Origin of the sequence: Bacillus halotolerans, from assembly GCF_001517105.1 — a bacterium.
In the GTDB taxonomy this organism is placed as follows: domain Bacteria; phylum Bacillota; class Bacilli; order Bacillales; family Bacillaceae; genus Bacillus; species Bacillus halotolerans.
This window is the reverse complement of sequence record NZ_LPVF01000009.1, coordinates 595,212-613,196: the sequence shown is the minus strand read 5'-3', so window position 1 is coordinate 613,196 and position 17,985 is coordinate 595,212. Positions and strand designations below refer to the sequence as shown.

Here is a 17,985-nt window from a genome sequence, read left to right as displayed (position 1 = left end):
TTTTGTTCAAAGATTCATTGAATAGATCGTAAAGGATAAGACAGTTGCAAAGGCACTCCATAAAAAATAAGGCACAAGAAGCCAGCTTGCGGCCCTGCTGTATACTTTTGCAATGATGATTACAACCAGCGCTGTTATGGCGACAAGCAGGCAGTCAATGGATGCGGCAAGGAGATTCTTTTGCGTAAACTGAAAATAACTGAATGCCTGATTAAGCACATAATTGATCAAAAACGCCAGCCAAAAGCTTTTGGCTTTTTTAAATGAACATTTGGCAAAAACAATGGCAGCTGAAAGAGAAATTAGCGCAAACAGGACGGCCCAGATGATGCCGATCGTTGACCCGCTTGGCGTCCAGTCTGGCTTTTTCAGTGAATGATACCAATTTTGGTCGATCGGAAATAGATAGTCTGCGGCTGAAAACAGTGCGTATGTAATGATAAAAACCACGATTGCGCCGATCATCTTTTTCATATATTTCCCTCCGGTATGTATTTATTTTACATATAGCTTTACCCTTTATCTTGGATAGATCAAACTCCTGATATGCGGGGGAGATGATGTAGAGAGCTGCTGTAATGCGGTCATTTATGAAAACACAAAAGAGAACCCCCTTTGCCTGGGGGTTCAATCTCCATGGAGATCGCCAAACGTCGTCATGATGCCTTCTTCATCCAGCTCTTCCTCATAACGTTCATGCGCCCTGCTTGGATACACTGTAATTTCTTTGCCGGTAATATCTGTGGCAATGAAATTCTCATATGATTCTGTATTGCCGATATTTTCTTCGGCATTCATCGTCATATCATCATAGCTGAGCGGCGGATTTTCCATGTCCTGCGGTGTTTCCGAGTTTCCGTATTTTTCAACGTCCTGGTAGGAATCTTCACTGTCGTAAGGCGCTCTGATTTCTTCATCATCGTCAAATTCAAATTGCCCGAAAGGTGTTTCTTCTTCGATCGGACGGTCTTTGGAAACAACATCCTGTGATGAATATTCCGCAAGCGTTGTAGCAGTCGGAAGCGCTTCTAGGCGTTCATAAGGAATTTCCTTTCCGCTGACCTCACAAATCCCGTACGTGCCGTTTTCTATCGCCTTCAATGAATGCTCAATGTCCCGGAGATGCTCCCGTTCATGCAAATCAAGAGCAATGTCTTTTTCGCGTTCATAAAGCTCTGTCGCCTGATCGCCTGGGTGATTGTCATAAGCAGAAAGCTCACCCCACGAATCATATGGAAAAGCGGAATTGAGCTGAAAATGGTCATTGTCTTTGAAGCGGTTCAATATATCTTCTTTCGTTTGTTCAAGTTCCTTTTTTAAATGCTGAAGCTGTTCGTTTGTAAGCAATATGATCGCCTCGTTTCTCTGTAATGCATACCTTTAGTATGGACAGATCGCCTGAGAACTTTCATAAATCCCTTGTGGAGGAATATAGGAGATTTTCCTTATATGGTAAGCGGATACAAGCTTTGCTATCAGTGGAGAAAGAAATTTAAGGTTTGTTTCTTTTTCATTTCTGCAATTAGGTTTATAATAGGTAAGGCAGGCCATTTGGACTGCATGATCTGTGTATTTGACACAATGTAGACACAGGTGTATGGTATTAAAAGCATTTTAAGAATTATGGAGGAATGTCTCATGGTGACAACGGTGCAGCGTACGTTCCGAAAGGAAGTTCTACATGCATTATATAAAGCCAAAGAAGTCAACCATGCTGTCTTAATAAGCTATTCGAGACAAATTGAGTCTCTTGACCCTCTATCATTTTTCAATTACGGAGCAAAAAAATATACAGGCAATCGATTTTTTTGGTCAGAACCTGAAAGTGAATTGACAATAGTCGGTCTTGGCAAAGAAGCTGTTTTCCAGACGAATCAAAAAAACGACGAGCGGTATCGCGAGGTTTTTGAACAATGGGAGCGCTTTAAAAAGACGGCTTTTCATATTTATGAAGAAGAAAAGCTGCAGCATTCTGCAGTGGGACCTGTCTTATTCGGAGGCTTTTCCTTTGACCCTTACGAAGAAAGAGGTACTCAATGGGACCATTTCTCGGAAGGGGATTTCTTTGTGCCTTCGCTTATGCTGACAATGTCTGCTGACGGTTCGTTTTTAACAGTCAACAGATGGGTCAGCGGAGAAGATGATGCAGAAGCTGTTTTGGAAGGCTTAAAAGCTTTTGCAGCGGAATTTATGGTCCCCGATTTAAATCAAGAAGATCAGGCTGTGATGACAGCATCTCAGGAGCTGGATAAGTCTGATTGGCTGAAAGCAATCGAAACGGCAACAAGCCAGATTAAAGAGAATCAATATGATAAAGTGGTTCTTGCCAGAGAGCTGCTGCTCACGTTTGACGGCCCGGTCAAAATGGAACCGGTGCTTAAAACGCTTTTGACCGATCAGCAGACAAGCTATGTTTTTGCAATCGAACAAGAAGGCAAAACCTTTGTCGGCGCATCCCCGGAAAGACTGATCAAAAGAGACGGCAACACTGTCATGTCTACTTGTCTGGCAGGTTCCATAAAGCGCGGCTCCGATGAAGAAGAAGACTGCCGCATCGGCCTTGAATTATTAAACGATGAGAAAAATCTGCTGGAGCATGATATTGTTGTAGGCATGATTTATAACGCTTTTGTATCAAGCTGTTCTGACGTTGAAAAGCCTGACGAACCTGTATTGTACAAAACGAAAAGCGTCCAGCACTTATTTACGCCGATTGTCGGACAGCTTCACGCGTCTGCTTCGCTTTTTGACTTAATTGAGAAACTGCATCCCACACCGGCGCTTGGGGGAGCACCTCAGAAAAAAGCTGTAGAAGTGATCAGAGAGATCGAACCGATGTCCCGCGGCTGGTATGCGGCTCCTGTCGGCTGGATTGACAGTCAGGATAACGGGGAATTTGCTGTTGCCATCCGTTCAGGGCTGATTGAAGGCAGCACAGCACGCCTGTTTGCCGGGTGCGGCATTGTGGAAGACTCTGAACCGCAATCGGAATACGAAGAAACACAGATTAAGTTAAAGCCGATGATCTCTGCACTGGGAGGTGAGAGACGTTGACAGTGAACCCGATTACTCATTACATCGGAAGCTTTATTGATGAATTCGCCCTTTCCGGGATTACGGACGCTGTCGTTTGTCCGGGCTCAAGATCTACACCGCTGGCAATTCTTGCTGCCGCGCATCCGGATATCAACGTCCATATCCAAATTGATGAAAGATCTGCCGGATTTTTTGCATTAGGGCTGGCAAAAGCACAGCAGCGTCCCGTGCTTCTGATTTGCACATCAGGAACAGCCGCGGCCAACTTTTATCCGGCTGTGATTGAAGCCCATTATTCAAGAGTACCGATTATAGTGTTAACTGCTGATCGGCCGCACGAGTTGCGTGAAGTAGGCGCACCGCAGGCCATTAATCAGCACTTCTTATTCGGTAACTTTGTTAAGTTTTTCACAGACTCTGCTCTTCCCGAAGAGTCGCCGCATATGCTGAGATATATCCGAACGCTCGCAGGCCGTGCTGCCGGGGAAGCGCAAAAGCGTCCAATGGGGCCTGTGCACGTGAATGTACCTCTTCGTGAGCCGCTGATGCCCGACCTTTCTGATCAGCCGTTTGAAAGAATGAGAACTGGGCGTCACGTGTCAGTGAAAACGGGTACGCAATCCGTGGACCGGGACTCTCTGTCTGACGTGGCTATGATGTTGAAAGAGGCCGAAAAAGGCATGATCGTCTGCGGGGAACTCCACAGTGATGCTGATCAGCAAAAAATTGTGGAGCTGTCAAAAGCGCTGCATTATCCAATTTTAGCTGACCCGCTGTCTAACCTGCGGAACGGCGTCCATGATAAAACCACCGTTATAGATGCGTATGACTCATTTTTGAAGGATGATGAGCTGAAGTCAGCACTGCGGCCTGATGTCGTGATCCGTTTCGGACCGATGCCTGTTTCAAAGCCGGTTTTCTTGTGGCTGAAGGATGACCCAGCCATTCAGCAGATTGTGATTGATGAGGATGGCGGCTGGAGAGACCCGACACAGGCAAGCGCACATATGATTCACTGCTGCCCGTCTAGTTTTGCCGAGGCGATCATGGCTGAACATACTGGAGTGGACCGAACTTTGGAATGGCTGGAAAAATGGCAGATTGTGAACCAGCGTTTCCGTGAGCATTTGCAAACGATCAGCAATGAAGAGGTTTCATTTGAGGGCAACCTCTACCGAATCCTCCAGCATCTTGTGCCCGAAAATAGCTCGCTGTTTGTCGGAAACAGCATGCCAATCAGGGATGTCGATACGTTTTTCGAAAATCAGGACCGCAATTTCCGTATCTATTCAAACCGTGGCGCAAATGGGATTGATGGTGTTGTCTCTTCTGCCATGGGCGTTTGTGAAGGAACAAAAGCACCTGTGACCCTCGTGATCGGGGATTTGTCTTTTTATCATGATTTAAACGGGCTGCTGGCGGCTAAAAAACTGGGCATTCCGCTTACTGTGATCCTCGTGAACAATGATGGCGGAGGGATTTTTTCATTTTTGCCGCAGGCATCTGAAAAGACACACTTTGAAGATTTGTTCGGCACGCCGACCGGGCTCGATTTCAAGCATGCGGCTGAGCTTTACGGGGGCACGTATTCATGCCCGGCTTCGTGGGATGAATTTAAAGCATCATACGCACCGCAGGCTGATAAGCCCGGCCTTCACATTATAGAAATCAAAACTGATCGCCAATCAAGAGTTCAGCTTCATCGTGATATGCTGAATGAGGCTGTGCGGGAAGTGAAAAAACAATGGGAACTGTAAGCATAACTGTTGCAGACGGCGTCCGCTATGCTGTGACAGATGATCGGCCGAATGCTTCTGATGCCATAGTCTGTCTGCACGGGTTTACCGGCAGCAAACAATCCTGGGCCTTTCTGGACCAGTTGCTGCCTGATTCTCGTGTCATCAAAATTGATTGCTTAGGGCACGGAGAAAGTGATGCCCCGTTGAATGGAAAAAGATATAGCACGAGCCGGCAAGTTTCAGACCTTGCCGAAATATTTGATCATTTAAAACTTCACAAAGTGAAACTTATTGGTTATTCTATGGGGGGAAGGCTTGCATATTCCTTTGCCATGACATACCCCGAACGGATATCAGCGCTTGTGCTCGAAAGCACGACGCCCGGCCTTAAAACCCTCGGGGAACGGAAAGAACGAATCTTGCGGGATCGGAAGCTTGCCGATTTTATTTTGCGTGACGGGATCAAAGCCTTTGTCGACTATTGGGAAGGTATCCCTTTGTTTTCGACGCAGCAGCGGCTTGCTGAAGACGTTCGGCAAAGGATACGGTCGGGCCGTCTGAGAAACAATAACATTGGACTGGCCAACAGTTTAATCGGTATGGGCACCGGTTCACAGCCTTCCTGGTGGAGCCGGTTAAAAGATATTGCGGCGCCTGTGCTTCTCATCTGCGGAGAATGGGATGAAAAGTTTTGCGCCATTAATCAAGAGGTGCATAAGAAGCTTCCATCTAGTAGAATAGAGATTGTTCCTGAAGCAGGCCATACAGTGCATGTGGAACAGCCGCGTTTTTTTGGTAAAATAGTGAGTGAGTATTTAACAAACTTATAACTCGTTCATATGGAAAAATAGAGGAGGTCATATCATGGCTGTAGAATGGAAAACTGAACGTACATACGATGAAATACTGTATGAAACGTATAATGGTATTGCAAAAATAACTATCAACCGCCCTGAGGTACATAATGCGTTTACCCCTAAGACGGTTGCTGAAATGATTGATGCATTTGCTCGCGCGAGAGATGATCAAAACATCGGCGTTATCGTGCTTGCCGGTGCCGGAGACAAAGCGTTTTGTTCTGGAGGAGACCAAAAAGTGCGCGGGCACGGCGGTTATGTAGGCGACGATCAAATTCCGCGTTTAAACGTCCTGGATCTTCAGCGTTTAATTCGCGTCATTCCGAAACCTGTTGTTGCGATGGTATCCGGATATGCGATCGGCGGAGGACACGTGCTTCACATCGTATGTGACTTGACAATCGCTGCCGACAATGCGATTTTCGGACAAACCGGCCCTAAAGTGGGAAGCTTTGACGCAGGTTACGGTTCAGGCTACCTGGCTCGAATCGTAGGACATAAAAAAGCTCGTGAAATCTGGTACCTGTGCCGTCAGTACAACGCGCAGGAAGCGCTGGATATGGGACTTGTCAACACAGTTGTTCCTTTGGAACAGCTTGAAGAAGAAACGATTAAATGGTGTGAAGAAATGCTTGAGAAAAGCCCGACCGCACTTCGTTTTCTTAAAGCTGCGTTTAACGCGGACACAGACGGACTTGCTGGAATTCAGCAGTTTGCAGGGGATGCAACCCTTCTTTACTATACAACTGATGAAGCAAAAGAAGGCCGTGATTCCTTTAAGGAAAAACGCAAACCGGATTTCGGTCAATTCCCGCGTTTTCCGTGATCAGCAGATACGTATGAAACGAACAGCTTGAGCCATTGCGGTCCAAGCTGTTTTCTTTTCAATAAAGTAATTTTACCTCGGAGATGATGACATGCTGACAGAACAGCCCAACTGGCTCCTGCAACGGGCACAGCTAACACCTGAGAGAATCGCTCTCATTTATGGAGATCAAACCGTGACATTTGCTGAATTATTTGCCGCATCCAAACGAATGGCGTCCCAGCTTTCCGCTCATTCTTTTCGAAAAGGGGACACCGCGGCTCTTCTGCTCGGAAACCGGGCGGAGATGGTATATGCCGTACACGCGTGCTTTTTGCTCGGCGTAAAAGCGGTGCTGCTGAATACAAAGCTGTCTAAACATGAAAGGCTGTTCCAGCTGGAGGATTCCGGCGCCCGCTTTTTATTGACGGATGAAAGTTTTGATATGCAGGATTATGAGCATATGATTGAAACCATTAATGTGGATGAACTGGTAAAAGAAGATGCACAGGATATTGAAATTGAGCCATACATGCAAATGGATGCAACGGCGACTCTTATGTATACCTCCGGGACAACCGGCAAGCCCAAGGGAGTTCAGCAAACGTTTGGAAATCATTATTTCAGTGCGGTGTCTTCTGCTCTTAATTTGGGTATAACAGAACAAGACCGCTGGCTTATCACGCTGCCGCTCTTTCATATCAGCGGACTCTCCGCATTATTTAAATCTGTGATTTACGGAATGACGGTCGTGCTTCACCAGCGTTTTTCCGTAAGTGATGTATTGGATTCTATCGACAGGCATCAAGTTACGATTATTTCTGCGGTTCAGACAATGCTGGCAAGTCTTTTGGCAGAAATAAGCTACTGCCCGTCATCCCTCAGATGCATCCTGCTCGGCGGAGGTCCTGCGCCGCTTCCTTTGCTGGAAGAATGCCGAGAGAAAGGCTTCCCCGTCTTTCAATCATACGGAATGACGGAGACATGCTCACAAATCGTTACTCTCTCGCCGGAATTCAGTATGGAAAAGCTCGGATCAGCAGGAAAACCGCTGTTTTCATGCGAAATCAAAATTGAGCGGGACGGAAAAGCGTGTGAGCCGTTTGAACACGGTGAAATTATGGTGAAAGGCCCGAATGTGATGAAAAGCTATTTCAACCGGGAAAGCGCAAATAAAGCATCCTTTCAAAATGGCTGGCTGAAAACAGGCGATCTCGGTTATTTGGACAGTGAAGGGTTTTTATATGTATTAGACAGGCGATCAGATCTTATCATTTCAGGCGGAGAAAATATTTATCCCGCTGAAGTGGAGTCTGTGCTGCTTTCTCATCCGGCTGTTGCAGAAGCCGGCGTTTCAGGCGCGGAGGACATAAAATGGGGAAAAGTGCCCCATGCTTATCTTGTGCTCCATCAGCCTGTCAGCGCTGAAGAACTGACCGTTTTTTGCAAAGAACGATTGGCGAAATATAAAGTTCCGGCAAAATTCTTTGTATTAGACCGCCTGCCGCGCAATGCGTCGAATAAGCTATTGCGAAATCAGCTGAAGGATGCGCGTAAAGGAGAACTGTTATGATCGAAATAGAAAAAATTACGCTTTATCATTTGAGCATGAATCTAAAAAAACCGTTCAAAAACAGTATTGAGACGCTTCAGGAGCGCAAATTTTTGATCGTGGAAGCCATCGATATATCCGGAGTTACAGGATGGGGAGAAGTGTCTGCATTCTCCTCACCGTGGTACACCGAGGAAACGATTGGCACTTGTCTGCATATGCTGAAGGATTTTTTTATTCCTAATGTCGTCGGACGTGAATTCAACCACCCTTCCGAAGTGCCGGACAGCTTGGCGCGCTATAAAGGTAACAGGATGGCAAAAGCGGGGCTTGAATCGGCTGTTTGGGATATTTATGCAAAAAAGAAGGGGATTTCTCTTGCGGAGGCATTAGGAGGGACAAGAGACAAAGTCCCTGCCGGAGTCGTTGTCAGCCTAGCGCCTCTTGAGGATATGCTGAAAGAAATTGAGGCTTATCAAAAAGAAGGCTATCAAAGAATAAAAATTAAAATTCAGCCAGGACAAGATGTGGAATTGGTAAAAGCTATCCGCACCCGATTCCCTGGCATCCCGCTTATGGCTGATGCGAATTCCTCTTATGAACTCAAGGATATCAGCCGCTTAAAGGAGCTTGACGAATATCATTTAATGATGATTGAACAGCCGCTCCAAGCTGATGATATTGTTGATCACCGCCACTTGCAGAAGCATATGAAAACGGCGATTTGCCTTGACGAAAGCATTTGCTCAGCTGATGACGCGAGACGGGCGATTGAGCTGGGAAGCTGCAAAGTAATTAATATCAAGCCTTCTCGTGTCGGCGGATTGACGGAAGCTCTGAAAATCCATGATCTGTGCAAGGAGCACAATATGCCGGTTTGGTGCGGAGGAATGCTGGAGACTGGCATTTCAAGAGCGCAAAACGTGGCGCTGGCTTCCTTGCCTCAATTTACGATACCGGGCGATATTTCGTCATCTTCAAGGTATTGGGATGAGGATATCGTGACCCCTGATATCCGTATCGATAACGGATTTATTTCTGTGTCGAAACAGCCTGGTTTAGGGGTTGAAGTAAATCAGGAAATCATGCGAAAATATGTGACCAAAATGGATGTTTTCACACAGCATGGATGAGAAAAAGGCATTTTATCAATTTGAGAGAATGTGAGTGTGCTGTTAGAGTAAAAGCGTTGAATACATCCCTTCTCGTTTGACCGGCTGCTGAACCAGCCGGTTTTTTTATGCGAAAATATCTTGACAGAAATGGACAAACGCGATAATTTTGCACTAAGGAAACTTTTTGTCCTATATAAACAAAACGTGCTTTTGTCTAATTAAATGTCACATGTCTAAGAAAATACAACATAAGATAAAACAACAGGACATCGATGACAAAGAGGAGGAAACAAATGAAAAAACGAGGAAGGATAGCGGCATTGATCCTTGCATGCCTTGCTTTAACGGGCTGTGGATCAGAGTCTTCCGGTAAAAACTCTGATCAGCGGCTGCAAGTGACGGCAACGACATCCCAAATTGCGGACGCGGCTGAAAAAATCGGCGGAAAGCATGTGAAGGTCACTTCTTTAATGGGACCGGGAGTAGACCCGCACCTTTACAAAGCGTCACAAGGTGATACGAGAAAATTGACATCAGCAGACGTTGTGCTGTACAGCGGCTTGCATCTCGAAGGGAAGATGGAAGACATTCTCCGTAAAATCGGTGAACAAAAACAAGCGGCGGCGGTTGCCGAAGCGATTCCGAAAAGCAAGCTTATGTCTGCGGGAAAAGGGAAGATGTATGATCCTCACGTCTGGTTCAGCATCCCATTATGGATTTACGCAATTGATGAAATCGAAGAGCAATTCAGCAAAGCGATGCCTGAGCATGCGGATGACTTTAAGAAAAACGCACAAGAGTACAAAGATAATTTGCAATATTTAGATAAATGGGCTCGTCAGGAGGTTGCGAACATTTCGGAGAAAAGCCGTGTGCTTGTAACCGCTCATGATGCGTTTGCGTATTTTGGGAAAGAGTATGGATTTAAAGTAGAAGGCCTGCAGGGTCTCAGCACAGATTCAGATTATGGTTTAAAGGATGTACAGGACCTGGTTGAGCTTTTGGCAGAAAAACAAATTAAGGCTGTTTTTGTAGAAAGCAGCGTGTCTGAAAAATCAATTAATGCCGTGGTGGAAGGGGCTAAAGAAAAAGGCCATTCGGTGTCAATCGGCGGTCAGCTCTATTCGGATGCAATGGGTGAAAAGGGGACAAAAGAAGGCACATACGAAGGCATGTTCCGCCATAATATCAACACGATTACCGAAGCGCTTAAATAAGGAATAGAGGTGAAAGAAATGTTTCCTGTTGAGCTGGAAAATGTCACAGTCGCTTATGATAAAAAGCCCGTTCTGCAAGAGATTTCGCTGCAGGTGCCGGAGGGGAAATTAATCGGTATTATCGGCCCGAACGGCGCTGGAAAGTCCACTTTGATCAAAACGATTCTCGGTCTTGTGCCCCGTGCCTCAGGAGACATCTCCATTTACGGCGAAACTTATAAACAACAGCGGACAAGAATCGGATATGTGCCGCAGCGAGGTTCGGTTGATTGGGATTTTCCTACCAGCGCTCTGGATGTCGTGCTGATGGGAAGGTACGGCCGAATCGGCTTGCTGAAAAGACCGAAAAAGGCAGACGCGGAAATGGCTGAAGCGGCTTTGGAAAAAGTTGGCATGCTCGATTATGCGAACAGGCAGATCAGCCAGCTGTCAGGGGGCCAGCAGCAGCGGGTATTCCTTGCCCGGGCACTCTGTCAGGACGCTGACATTTACTTTATGGATGAACCGTTTGCCGGCGTGGATGCAGCGACGGAGCGGGCAATCATGACTCTTTTGGCGGAGCTTAAGGAGAAGGGCAAAACCGTACTTGTCGTCCACCATGACCTGCAAACCGCCGAAGACTATTTCGATTGGATATTGCTGCCTCATTTAAGGAAAATCGCCTTCGGACCGGCGGAGAAAGTATTTACGATTGAAAACCTTCAAAAAACGTATGGAGGAAGGCTGACATTTCTGAAAGATAAAGTGCTGGCAGAAGGTAATAAGGGGTGAGCGCATTGATAGAAAGTTTGTGGCTGCAGCTCCAGCATCCGAATACACAGTGGGTGTTGGCCGGGACGCTTTTGCTCGGTGCAGCAAGCGGCGTGTTAGGGAGCTTTGTGCTGCTTAGAAAACAAAGTTTAATCGGAGATGCGATGGCCCATTCTGCCCTGCCGGGTGTGTGTCTCGCTTTTCTGTTCACCGGAGAAAAATCACTCCCTTTCTTTTTGCTCGGCGCAGCGCTTGCAGGGCTTCTCGGAACATGGCTGATTCAGCTGATACCGCGGCTGTCAAAAACAAAAGAGGACTCGGCAATCGGGATCGTTCTCTCTGTGTTCTTTGGCGTCGGTATTATACTGCTGACATATATTCAGCAGCTGGGGTCGGGAAGCCAAAGCGGACTTGATACCTTTCTGTTCGGCCAGGCTGCTTCATTAGTCAGACAGGATATCATTCTAATTGCGGGAGTATCCGCCGTTTTATTGCTGCTTTGTACTGTCTTTTTTAAGGAATTTAAAATTATCACCTTTGATATCGCATTTGCAAAGGGATTGGGATTGCCGGTACGTTTTTTAAACGGACTTTTGGCCTGTCTTATTGTCTGCGCTGTTGTGATAGGGCTTCAAACTGTAGGTGTCATCTTAATGGCAGCTATGCTCATTACAGCCGCGATTGCCGCAAGATATTGGACCGAGCGTTTAACGGGCATGATCCTGATTGCCGGGATGACAGGCGGGATCAGCGGCGTGTCCGGAACATTGCTGAGTACAACAATGGAGGGCATGGCGACGGGGCCTTTGATGATTTTATCGGCAACGATCATTTTTCTTTTTTCGATGATTTGTGCACCTAAGCGGGGACTGGCTGCTAAAGGGATAAGATTAATAAGGCTGCGTAGAAAAACAAACCGGGAGCAGGTGCTTTTGACGATTTTTGAGCAGTATGAACATAAGGAAATATATGTAACGGAGGAAAGTATACGAAAGAAAAGGCGGCTTTCACCTTCATCATGTCATAAAGTTTTGAATAATTTGGAAAAAGAGAGGTGCGTTGCACGGATTGAAAACGGGGTTTGGAAAGTGACTCAGGCTGGGATAGAAAAAGGTTATCTGACGGCTTTAAAATATCGGATGTATGAAATGTACCTCATGCATGAAATGGATATGGAAAAAGCAGGTGTGGATCAGGATGATTTTGTGCCGGACCGATTGCCGGAGGCTACAAGAGATAGGCTTCTTTCACTTTTGAAGCTGCATGGCAGGATGCCTGTGCTCCGTCAGCCATACCCTGAAATCGAGAAGGGGAAGATTGCCAATGAGCTTTGAAGCGTGGATTATAGTGACGGGCATACTAGTCGGTGTCAGCTGTGCGTTGATCGGAACATTTCTTGTATTAAGGAGAATGGCAATGCTGGCCGATGCCATCAGCCATACTGTTTTGCTTGGAATTATTGGTGCTTTTCTTGTGACAAAAAGCCTTGACGGGATTCCTATGTTCATCGGTGCAGCCGTGTCGGGACTGTTAACGGCATTTTTGGTACAGCTTCTTCACAGCAAAGGGGTTCAATCAGATGCCGCCATAGGCGTTGTTTTTACCTCCTTATTTGCAGTTGGTGTCATTTTGTTATCAGTATATGGAGCGAATGTCCATCTCGATATTGAACATTCATTGATGGGAGAAATCGCTTTTGTGCCATGGAATACGATCACGGTATTCGGAGTGGACATCGGGCCAAAAGCGTTTTGGATGCTGGTTGTTGTGCTGCTTTTCAATATAACGATGGTCAGTGTGTGCTATAAGGAGTTCAAAATTTCTTCGTTTGATCCGCAAATGGCTTTGGCCATCGGAATACCGGTCATGCTGATTCATTACCTCCAGATGGGGATGCTGTCGCTTACGACCGTTGCCTCCTTTGATTCGGTCGGCGCCATATTGGTTGTGGCGATGCTGATTGTTCCGCCTGCTGCCGCCCATCTATTAACGGACCGGCTGCTTTATATGCTGATTATCAGCGCGGCCATCGGAGGGCTGTCAGCTCTATTGGGCTATATCTGCGCAACATGGCTCAATGTTTCCATCTCCGGAGCGATGGCGGCAATGACAGGAGTTTTTTATGCAGGTGCCTTTTTATTTTCGCCGTCAAACGGAGTGATGACGAAAAAGATAAGAACGCTCAAAACAGAAAAAGAAAGAGCTGTTTGATGCCAGCTCTTTCTTTTGATTTTTACAAATCTTGCGGTTTAAACGTTTTGCAGTCTGTTTCCCGGCTGTTTTCGGCAGTCTCGCCAGTATGGCTGACAACATAAATGGCATCGGCTGTGCATCTGTTGCCTTTGTCCCAATAAGAACAGTTGTTGACCTCGCATAGGATTTTCTGGTCCATGCCATCCCCTCCTTATAAAGGTTCAAGCTTAGTATAGCCGGAGGGCTTGGGCCCTATTCTTCCTGCTGGCGGATATACCGTTTATCTTTCATAAACAGCTTCCAGAAGAAGTAGAAGCCTGGGAACAGGATAATGAATGCAACGATATATGTCATAAACAGCGCTCTGAACGTGGCGGGCTCGGTGAAACCGGACATGATCGTCACGTCAGGATAAATCATATAAGGGAGGTGGGCGCGGCCGTACGCGTAGCTTGCCAGGAAATACTGTATCGCAATCGCGACAAGCGCCAGTCTGGGTTTCCCTATCTTTTTGCCGAAGCTTTTGTTAGGCAGAAAAAGTGCTATGCCTGCGATGATGAATGTAATAAACGACGCAATAATCCAGGAAAAATCATTCATCATTCCAGTATAAAGCCAGTTTGCTTCATTCCGCATCGTAAGCATAATGCATACGGCAAATAGGAGCGAAATCGGGCCGGTGATTAAGGCGCTTTTTCTGTACGCCGTATAGGCATCCTGTTCCTCAGCCACATTCGAAACATCCGCCAGCAGCAGGGAGGATAAAAATAAAGTGCTTAAAATCGCAAACCCTATAAATGAATAGGCGTTTGGGCTTGTCAAAATGGTAGACATATTCAAGCTGTATACGCCGTCTGTGTTTTCGATAAATCCACCGTGTGTCACCGGGAGAACCAAAATCAGAACAGCGGGAATAATAAAACCGGAGATGCCGGAAATATATCTGAGCAATTTCCTTTCCTTCGCTGTGTTTGAAAAAACGAGAAATCCGCTTCGGATTGCTAAAAGCAATAAAATAATGCTGCCGGGAATTAATAAAACAGTTCCGAGCACAAACGTCGCACCTGGAAAAAAGCTGAAAAGCGCAACGACGATGGCCACGATAAAGACGTTAGTGACCTCCCAAGTCGGCGACAGAAAGCGGTTTGCGATATCAGTCGCCTTCATATGCTCCTTGTTTAAATAGATCATAGACCAAAATCCCGCTCCGAAATCCATTGTGGCCATGACGGCGTAAATAAACACAAAACCCCAAATAATTGAGATGGCGATCAGAGCGTCAGTTGAAATGTCCATTTGTCGATCTTCCTTCCATTTAGTTTCCTGCTTGCGAAGCTATTAAGACTCCGCCGTATTTAAATCCTCATCCACAGGGTGCTTTTTGAAATAGTAAAGCAGCACATAAACGACAGCTGCGCCCAACACGGCGTAAACAAATGTGAAAAACAGAAAGAGCACACCGATCGAGCCTGTCGTCGTGACGACATCAGATGTTTTCAGCAGATGATAGATGACCCACGGCTGTCTCCCCGTACAAGCGAAAATCCAGCCGAATTCAATTCCGATAATGCTGAGAGGACCGGCCGTCATGAAAATCAACAGCAGCCAGGTTGGAAAACGATCTTTCTTTAATACTTTTCTCCAGACGACACCGATAATGGAATAAAGAATAAGCAGCATTCCGACACCGACCATCGCATTAAATAACGTGTGGATAAAAAGCGGCGGCCATTCGTCTCTCGGAAACGCATTTAATCCTTTTACAACAGTGTCAAAACTGTTGGCTGCCAAAAAGCTTAATGCCCACGGAATCTCGATTGCCCATTTCACTTTTTCCTCTTCCGGATCGGTAAATCCGCCGATTGCAAGCGGGGCATGGGATCTTGTTTCAAACAGGCCCTCTGCTCCGGCGAGTTTTTCCGGCTGATATTCATGCAGCATCTGTGCTGATTCGTGGCCGTTTAAGGCTGTTATCAATGAAAAGATACCGCCGATCGTCAGCGCGAGCAGCAGGGCTTTCCGGTGAAAGCGATAGACGTTTTCTTTTTTTCTCGACCGGATCATTTTGTATGCGGCAACAGAAGCAACGATAAAGGCTCCTGTCATGAAAGCAGACAGAACGACATGGCCGGCGGTTACAAAAAAGCTTGGGTTAAAAAACGCGGCCCACGGATCAACATCAGTTATCTTTCCGTTTATAATTTTAAATCCGGCCGGGGTTCCTTCAAAGGCATGGACATTCGTGATCAGAATGGCAGACGCCGCGGCCCCGATCAGCACAAAGACAACAGCGATAATCCTCATGACCGGCGATAAGCGGTCTGCGGCATATACATAAATCGACATAAACAGGGCTTCGATAAAAAAAGCGTAGATTTCAATTTGGAATGGCAGGGACATGACCCGGCCGATGACTTCCATAAAACCCGGCCATAAAAGCGCGAGCTGAGTACCGGCAATGGTTCCGGTCGGAATGGCGACCCCCAGCAAAACAGCCTGTGCTTTTGTCCATCTTTTCGCCATGATGGCATAATGGTCATCCTTCGTTTTTTGATAGATCAATTCAGCTATTAAAATCATGAGCGGCAGACCGACTCCCAAGGTTGCGAAAATGATATGAAAGCCCATTGTCGTACCAAAAAGACTCCTAGCCAAAACTAAATCATCCACAATAATAAACCACCTTTCTCAAAACGATCTGTATGTAATATGGGTTTATTATTTGCTTCCTCGGTTAGATTATTCTTCCTGTTCTTAAAAGCATGAGGTTTATGAAGCGAAAGATCGGGAAACCTGTAAGGAGATTGACAAAATGTTTGTTAGGATATAAAATAAAACGTAATTATTACGATTTAATAAGGAGAGATAGACATGAAGGAAGGAATTCATCCGAAGAATCACAAAGTAATATTTCAGGATGTAAACAGCGGATACCGCTTTTTGAGCAGGTCTACCAAAACATCGGAAGAAACAGCGGAGTGGGAAGATGGAAACACATATCCGGTTATTAAAGTAGAGGTAAGCTCAGATACTCATCCGTTTTATACAGGCCGCCAGAAATTCAATGAAAAAGGCGGAAGAGTCGAGCAGTTCAACAAAAGATATAACATGGGAAAATGAGGCAGCCGCAGGGCTTGTCTTTTTTTCTGTTCTCAACATCATGCCGATAGGATGACGAAAGGCAGAGGCTGTGATATATTGAAGAAAAAAGACCGGAAAGGAATACCGCTATGAGTCTTCTAAATGATATTCTTGACTTTAATAAAACTTTTATTGAACAAAAAGATTATGAAAAGTATCAGACTTCAAAATTCCCGGATAAAAAAATGGCGATTCTTTCTTGCATGGACACTCGTTTGGTTGAATTGCTGCCGCATGCGATGAATATGCGAAACGGTGACATCAAAATTATAAAGAGTGCCGGTGCGCTTGTTACACACCCGTTCGGAAGCATTATGAGAAGTTTACTGGTTGCAGTGTACGAGCTGAACGCAGATGAAGTCTGTGTAATCGGACACCACGATTGCGGTATGAGCAAAATCAGCAGTGAAAGCATGCTTAATAGAATAAAGGAAAGAGGAATTCCGGAAGAACGCATCGAAACATTGAAGTACTCCGGAGTTGACTTTGACCAATGGTTTAAAAGTTTCGATTCAGTGGAAGCGAGCGTAAAAGACAGCGTGGACGTCATTAAACATCATCCGCTGTTCCCGGAAACTGTGCCTGTCCATGGTTTAGTCATTGATCCTGAGACAGGAAAACTGGATGTTGTCGTAAACGGCTATAACGCTTAATCTTTGCGCTTTTTTTCAGGGACGGGGTCGACACCGCCCGGATGAAATGGATGGCATTTCAAAATCCGTATGAGAGTCAGCCATCCGCCTTTAAGGGCGCCGTGCGTTTTAATGGCTTCGATTCCATATTGTGAACAAGTCGGATAAAAGCGGCATGTTGGCGGCGTCAGCGGCGAGATGAATTTTTGGTACCCTCTGATCAGAGCAATAAATATGGTTTTCATGTGTCTTCAGCTACCTTTCTGATGCAAGTATAAAAAAAATAACGCAGTTTGAAAAGTTATTCGATAATTCTTATCGGAAAGGTATGTTATAATAAAAATACATTTTTAAAAAAGGGAGAGTGCCATTATGCCTTCAGTAGAAAGTTTTGAACTTGACCATAATGCGGTTGTTGCCCCATACGTAAGACATTGCGGTGTGCATAAAGTAGGAACAGACGGTGTTGTAAATAAATTTGATATTCGTTTTTGCCAGCCGAATAAACAGGCGATGAAGCCTGATACGATTCATACACTTGAGCATTTGCTCGCGTTTACGATTCGCACTCATGCTGAGAAATATGATCATTTTGATATTATTGATATTTCGCCAATGGGCTGCCAAACCGGCTACTATCTTGTTGTCAGCGGAGAGCCGACTCCTGCGGAAATCGTTGATCTGCTTGAAGACACAATGAAGGAAGCTGTAGAAATTACCGAAATTCCGGCTGCCAATGAAAAGCAGTGCGGCCAGGCGAAGCTTCATGACCTGGAAGGCGCAAAACGTTTGATGCGTTTCTGGCTGTCACAGGATAAAGAAGAATTGCTAAAAGTATTTGGCTAAATCGAAAAAAGACCTTTTTGCCCGAAAGCAAAAAGGTCTTTTTTGTGACGTTACAGATTTTGTATACCATTTGCTGTAAGCGTTTGCTACTATTGAGGTAAA

The 17,985-nt window shown here is 45.7% G+C and carries 19 protein-coding genes; 13 read left to right on the top strand and 6 right to left on the bottom strand.

All coding sequences use genetic code 11. The annotated features are described in order from the left end of the window. Positions 1 to 6 precede the first annotated feature (6 nt). Together AU387_RS10725 and AU387_RS10720 are read right to left on the bottom strand one after the other, a co-directional pair. Positions 7 to 474: a TspO/MBR family protein gene (locus tag AU387_RS10725; RefSeq protein WP_059335651.1), complete on the bottom strand. Its 468-nt coding sequence runs from the start codon at positions 472 to 474 to the stop codon at positions 7 to 9. Between the two features lie 153 nt (positions 475 to 627). Beyond that, positions 628 to 1,347, bottom strand: a complete 720-nt coding sequence (locus tag AU387_RS10720; RefSeq protein ID WP_059335650.1) for a yteA family sporulation protein — start codon at positions 1,345 to 1,347, stop codon at positions 628 to 630. A gap of 291 nt (positions 1,348 to 1,638) precedes the next feature. Here AU387_RS10720 and AU387_RS10715 point away from each other — a divergent pair, with 291 nt between their 5' ends. The 10 genes from AU387_RS10715 to AU387_RS10670 all read left to right on the top strand — a co-directional run bounded on the left by AU387_RS10715 (position 1,639) and on the right by AU387_RS10670 (position 13,282). Then, positions 1,639 to 3,054 (top strand): isochorismate synthase, encoded by a 1,416-nt coding sequence (locus AU387_RS10715; protein ID WP_059335649.1) that lies wholly within the window; start codon positions 1,639 to 1,641, stop codon positions 3,052 to 3,054. Further along, positions 3,051 to 4,793, top strand: a complete 1,743-nt coding sequence (menD, locus tag AU387_RS10710; RefSeq protein ID WP_059335648.1) for a 2-succinyl-5-enolpyruvyl-6-hydroxy-3-cyclohexene-1-carboxylic-acid synthase — start codon at positions 3,051 to 3,053, stop codon at positions 4,791 to 4,793. The genes AU387_RS10715 and menD overlap by 4 nt, the downstream gene beginning before the upstream one ends. Next, the gene (menH, locus tag AU387_RS10705) at positions 4,781 to 5,605 is read left to right on the top strand and encodes a 2-succinyl-6-hydroxy-2,4-cyclohexadiene-1-carboxylate synthase (RefSeq protein WP_059335647.1); all 825 of its coding nucleotides are present in this window, start codon (positions 4,781 to 4,783) and stop codon (positions 5,603 to 5,605) included. Before menD ends, menH begins: the two co-directional genes overlap by 13 nt. A gap of 34 nt (positions 5,606 to 5,639) precedes the next feature. Further along, positions 5,640 to 6,458 carry a 1,4-dihydroxy-2-naphthoyl-CoA synthase gene (gene menB / locus AU387_RS10700; protein WP_010331603.1) on the top strand — a complete coding sequence of 273 codons (819 nt, stop codon included), beginning with the start codon at positions 5,640 to 5,642 and terminating at the stop codon, positions 6,456 to 6,458. Between the two features lie 91 nt (positions 6,459 to 6,549). Beyond that, entirely contained in the window at positions 6,550 to 8,010 is a 1,461-nt protein-coding gene (locus tag AU387_RS10695) for an o-succinylbenzoate--CoA ligase (protein WP_044153665.1), read from the top strand. Next, on the top strand, positions 8,007 to 9,122 hold the full coding sequence (menC, locus tag AU387_RS10690; protein ID WP_059335646.1) for an o-succinylbenzoate synthase: 1,116 nt from the start codon (positions 8,007 to 8,009) through the stop codon (positions 9,120 to 9,122). The genes AU387_RS10695 and menC overlap by 4 nt, the downstream gene beginning before the upstream one ends. 275 nt (positions 9,123 to 9,397) lie before the next feature. After that, positions 9,398 to 10,321 (top strand): metal ABC transporter solute-binding protein, Zn/Mn family, encoded by a 924-nt coding sequence (locus AU387_RS10685; RefSeq protein WP_059335645.1) that lies wholly within the window; start codon positions 9,398 to 9,400, stop codon positions 10,319 to 10,321. 18 nt (positions 10,322 to 10,339) lie between these two features. Beyond that, on the top strand, positions 10,340 to 11,092 hold the full coding sequence (locus tag AU387_RS10680) for a metal ABC transporter ATP-binding protein (protein WP_059335644.1): 753 nt from the start codon (positions 10,340 to 10,342) through the stop codon (positions 11,090 to 11,092). Positions 11,093 to 11,097: 5 nt separating this feature from the next. Beyond that, positions 11,098 to 12,405 carry a metal ABC transporter permease gene (locus tag AU387_RS10675; protein ID WP_059335667.1) on the top strand — a complete coding sequence of 436 codons (1,308 nt, stop codon included), beginning with the start codon at positions 11,098 to 11,100 and terminating at the stop codon, positions 12,403 to 12,405. After that, a complete protein-coding gene (locus tag AU387_RS10670) occupies positions 12,395 to 13,282 on the top strand; it encodes a metal ABC transporter permease (RefSeq protein WP_059335643.1) in 888 nt (295 codons plus the stop codon). Before AU387_RS10675 ends, AU387_RS10670 begins: the two co-directional genes overlap by 11 nt. A gap of 22 nt (positions 13,283 to 13,304) precedes the next feature. Here AU387_RS10670 and AU387_RS20575 read toward each other — a convergent pair whose 3' ends face one another. Genes AU387_RS20575 through AU387_RS10660 form a run of 3 tightly spaced genes read right to left on the bottom strand, consistent with a single transcriptional unit; the run spans position 13,305 to position 15,934 of the window. Beyond that, positions 13,305 to 13,463, bottom strand: a complete 159-nt coding sequence (locus tag AU387_RS20575; RefSeq protein ID WP_010331596.1) for a DUF1540 domain-containing protein — start codon at positions 13,461 to 13,463, stop codon at positions 13,305 to 13,307. A 53-nt stretch (positions 13,464 to 13,516) separates the two neighbouring features. After that, a complete protein-coding gene (locus AU387_RS10665; RefSeq protein ID WP_024122596.1) occupies positions 13,517 to 14,560 on the bottom strand; it encodes a cytochrome d ubiquinol oxidase subunit II in 1,044 nt (347 codons plus the stop codon). A 42-nt stretch (positions 14,561 to 14,602) separates the two neighbouring features. Further along, on the bottom strand, positions 14,603 to 15,934 hold the full coding sequence (locus AU387_RS10660; RefSeq protein ID WP_044153676.1) for a cytochrome ubiquinol oxidase subunit I: 1,332 nt from the start codon (positions 15,932 to 15,934) through the stop codon (positions 14,603 to 14,605). A gap of 201 nt (positions 15,935 to 16,135) precedes the next feature. Here AU387_RS10660 and AU387_RS10655 point away from each other — a divergent pair, with 201 nt between their 5' ends. Next, the gene (locus AU387_RS10655) at positions 16,136 to 16,384 is read left to right on the top strand and encodes a type B 50S ribosomal protein L31 (protein WP_010331593.1); all 249 of its coding nucleotides are present in this window, start codon (positions 16,136 to 16,138) and stop codon (positions 16,382 to 16,384) included. 110 nt (positions 16,385 to 16,494) lie between these two features. Next, positions 16,495 to 17,058, top strand: coding sequence for a beta-class carbonic anhydrase (locus AU387_RS10650; protein WP_024122594.1), 564 nt, complete (start codon positions 16,495 to 16,497; stop codon positions 17,056 to 17,058). Here the strand turns inward: AU387_RS10650 and yidD are convergent. Then, on the bottom strand, positions 17,055 to 17,282 hold the full coding sequence (yidD, locus tag AU387_RS10645; protein ID WP_010331591.1) for a membrane protein insertion efficiency factor YidD: 228 nt from the start codon (positions 17,280 to 17,282) through the stop codon (positions 17,055 to 17,057). The two genes, AU387_RS10650 and yidD, sit on opposite strands and share 4 nt — an antisense overlap. A 127-nt stretch (positions 17,283 to 17,409) precedes the next feature. Here yidD and AU387_RS10640 point away from each other — a divergent pair, with 127 nt between their 5' ends. After that, positions 17,410 to 17,883 (top strand): S-ribosylhomocysteine lyase, encoded by a 474-nt coding sequence (locus AU387_RS10640; RefSeq protein ID WP_010331590.1) that lies wholly within the window; start codon positions 17,410 to 17,412, stop codon positions 17,881 to 17,883. The last annotated feature ends 102 nt before the right edge of the window (positions 17,884 to 17,985 follow it).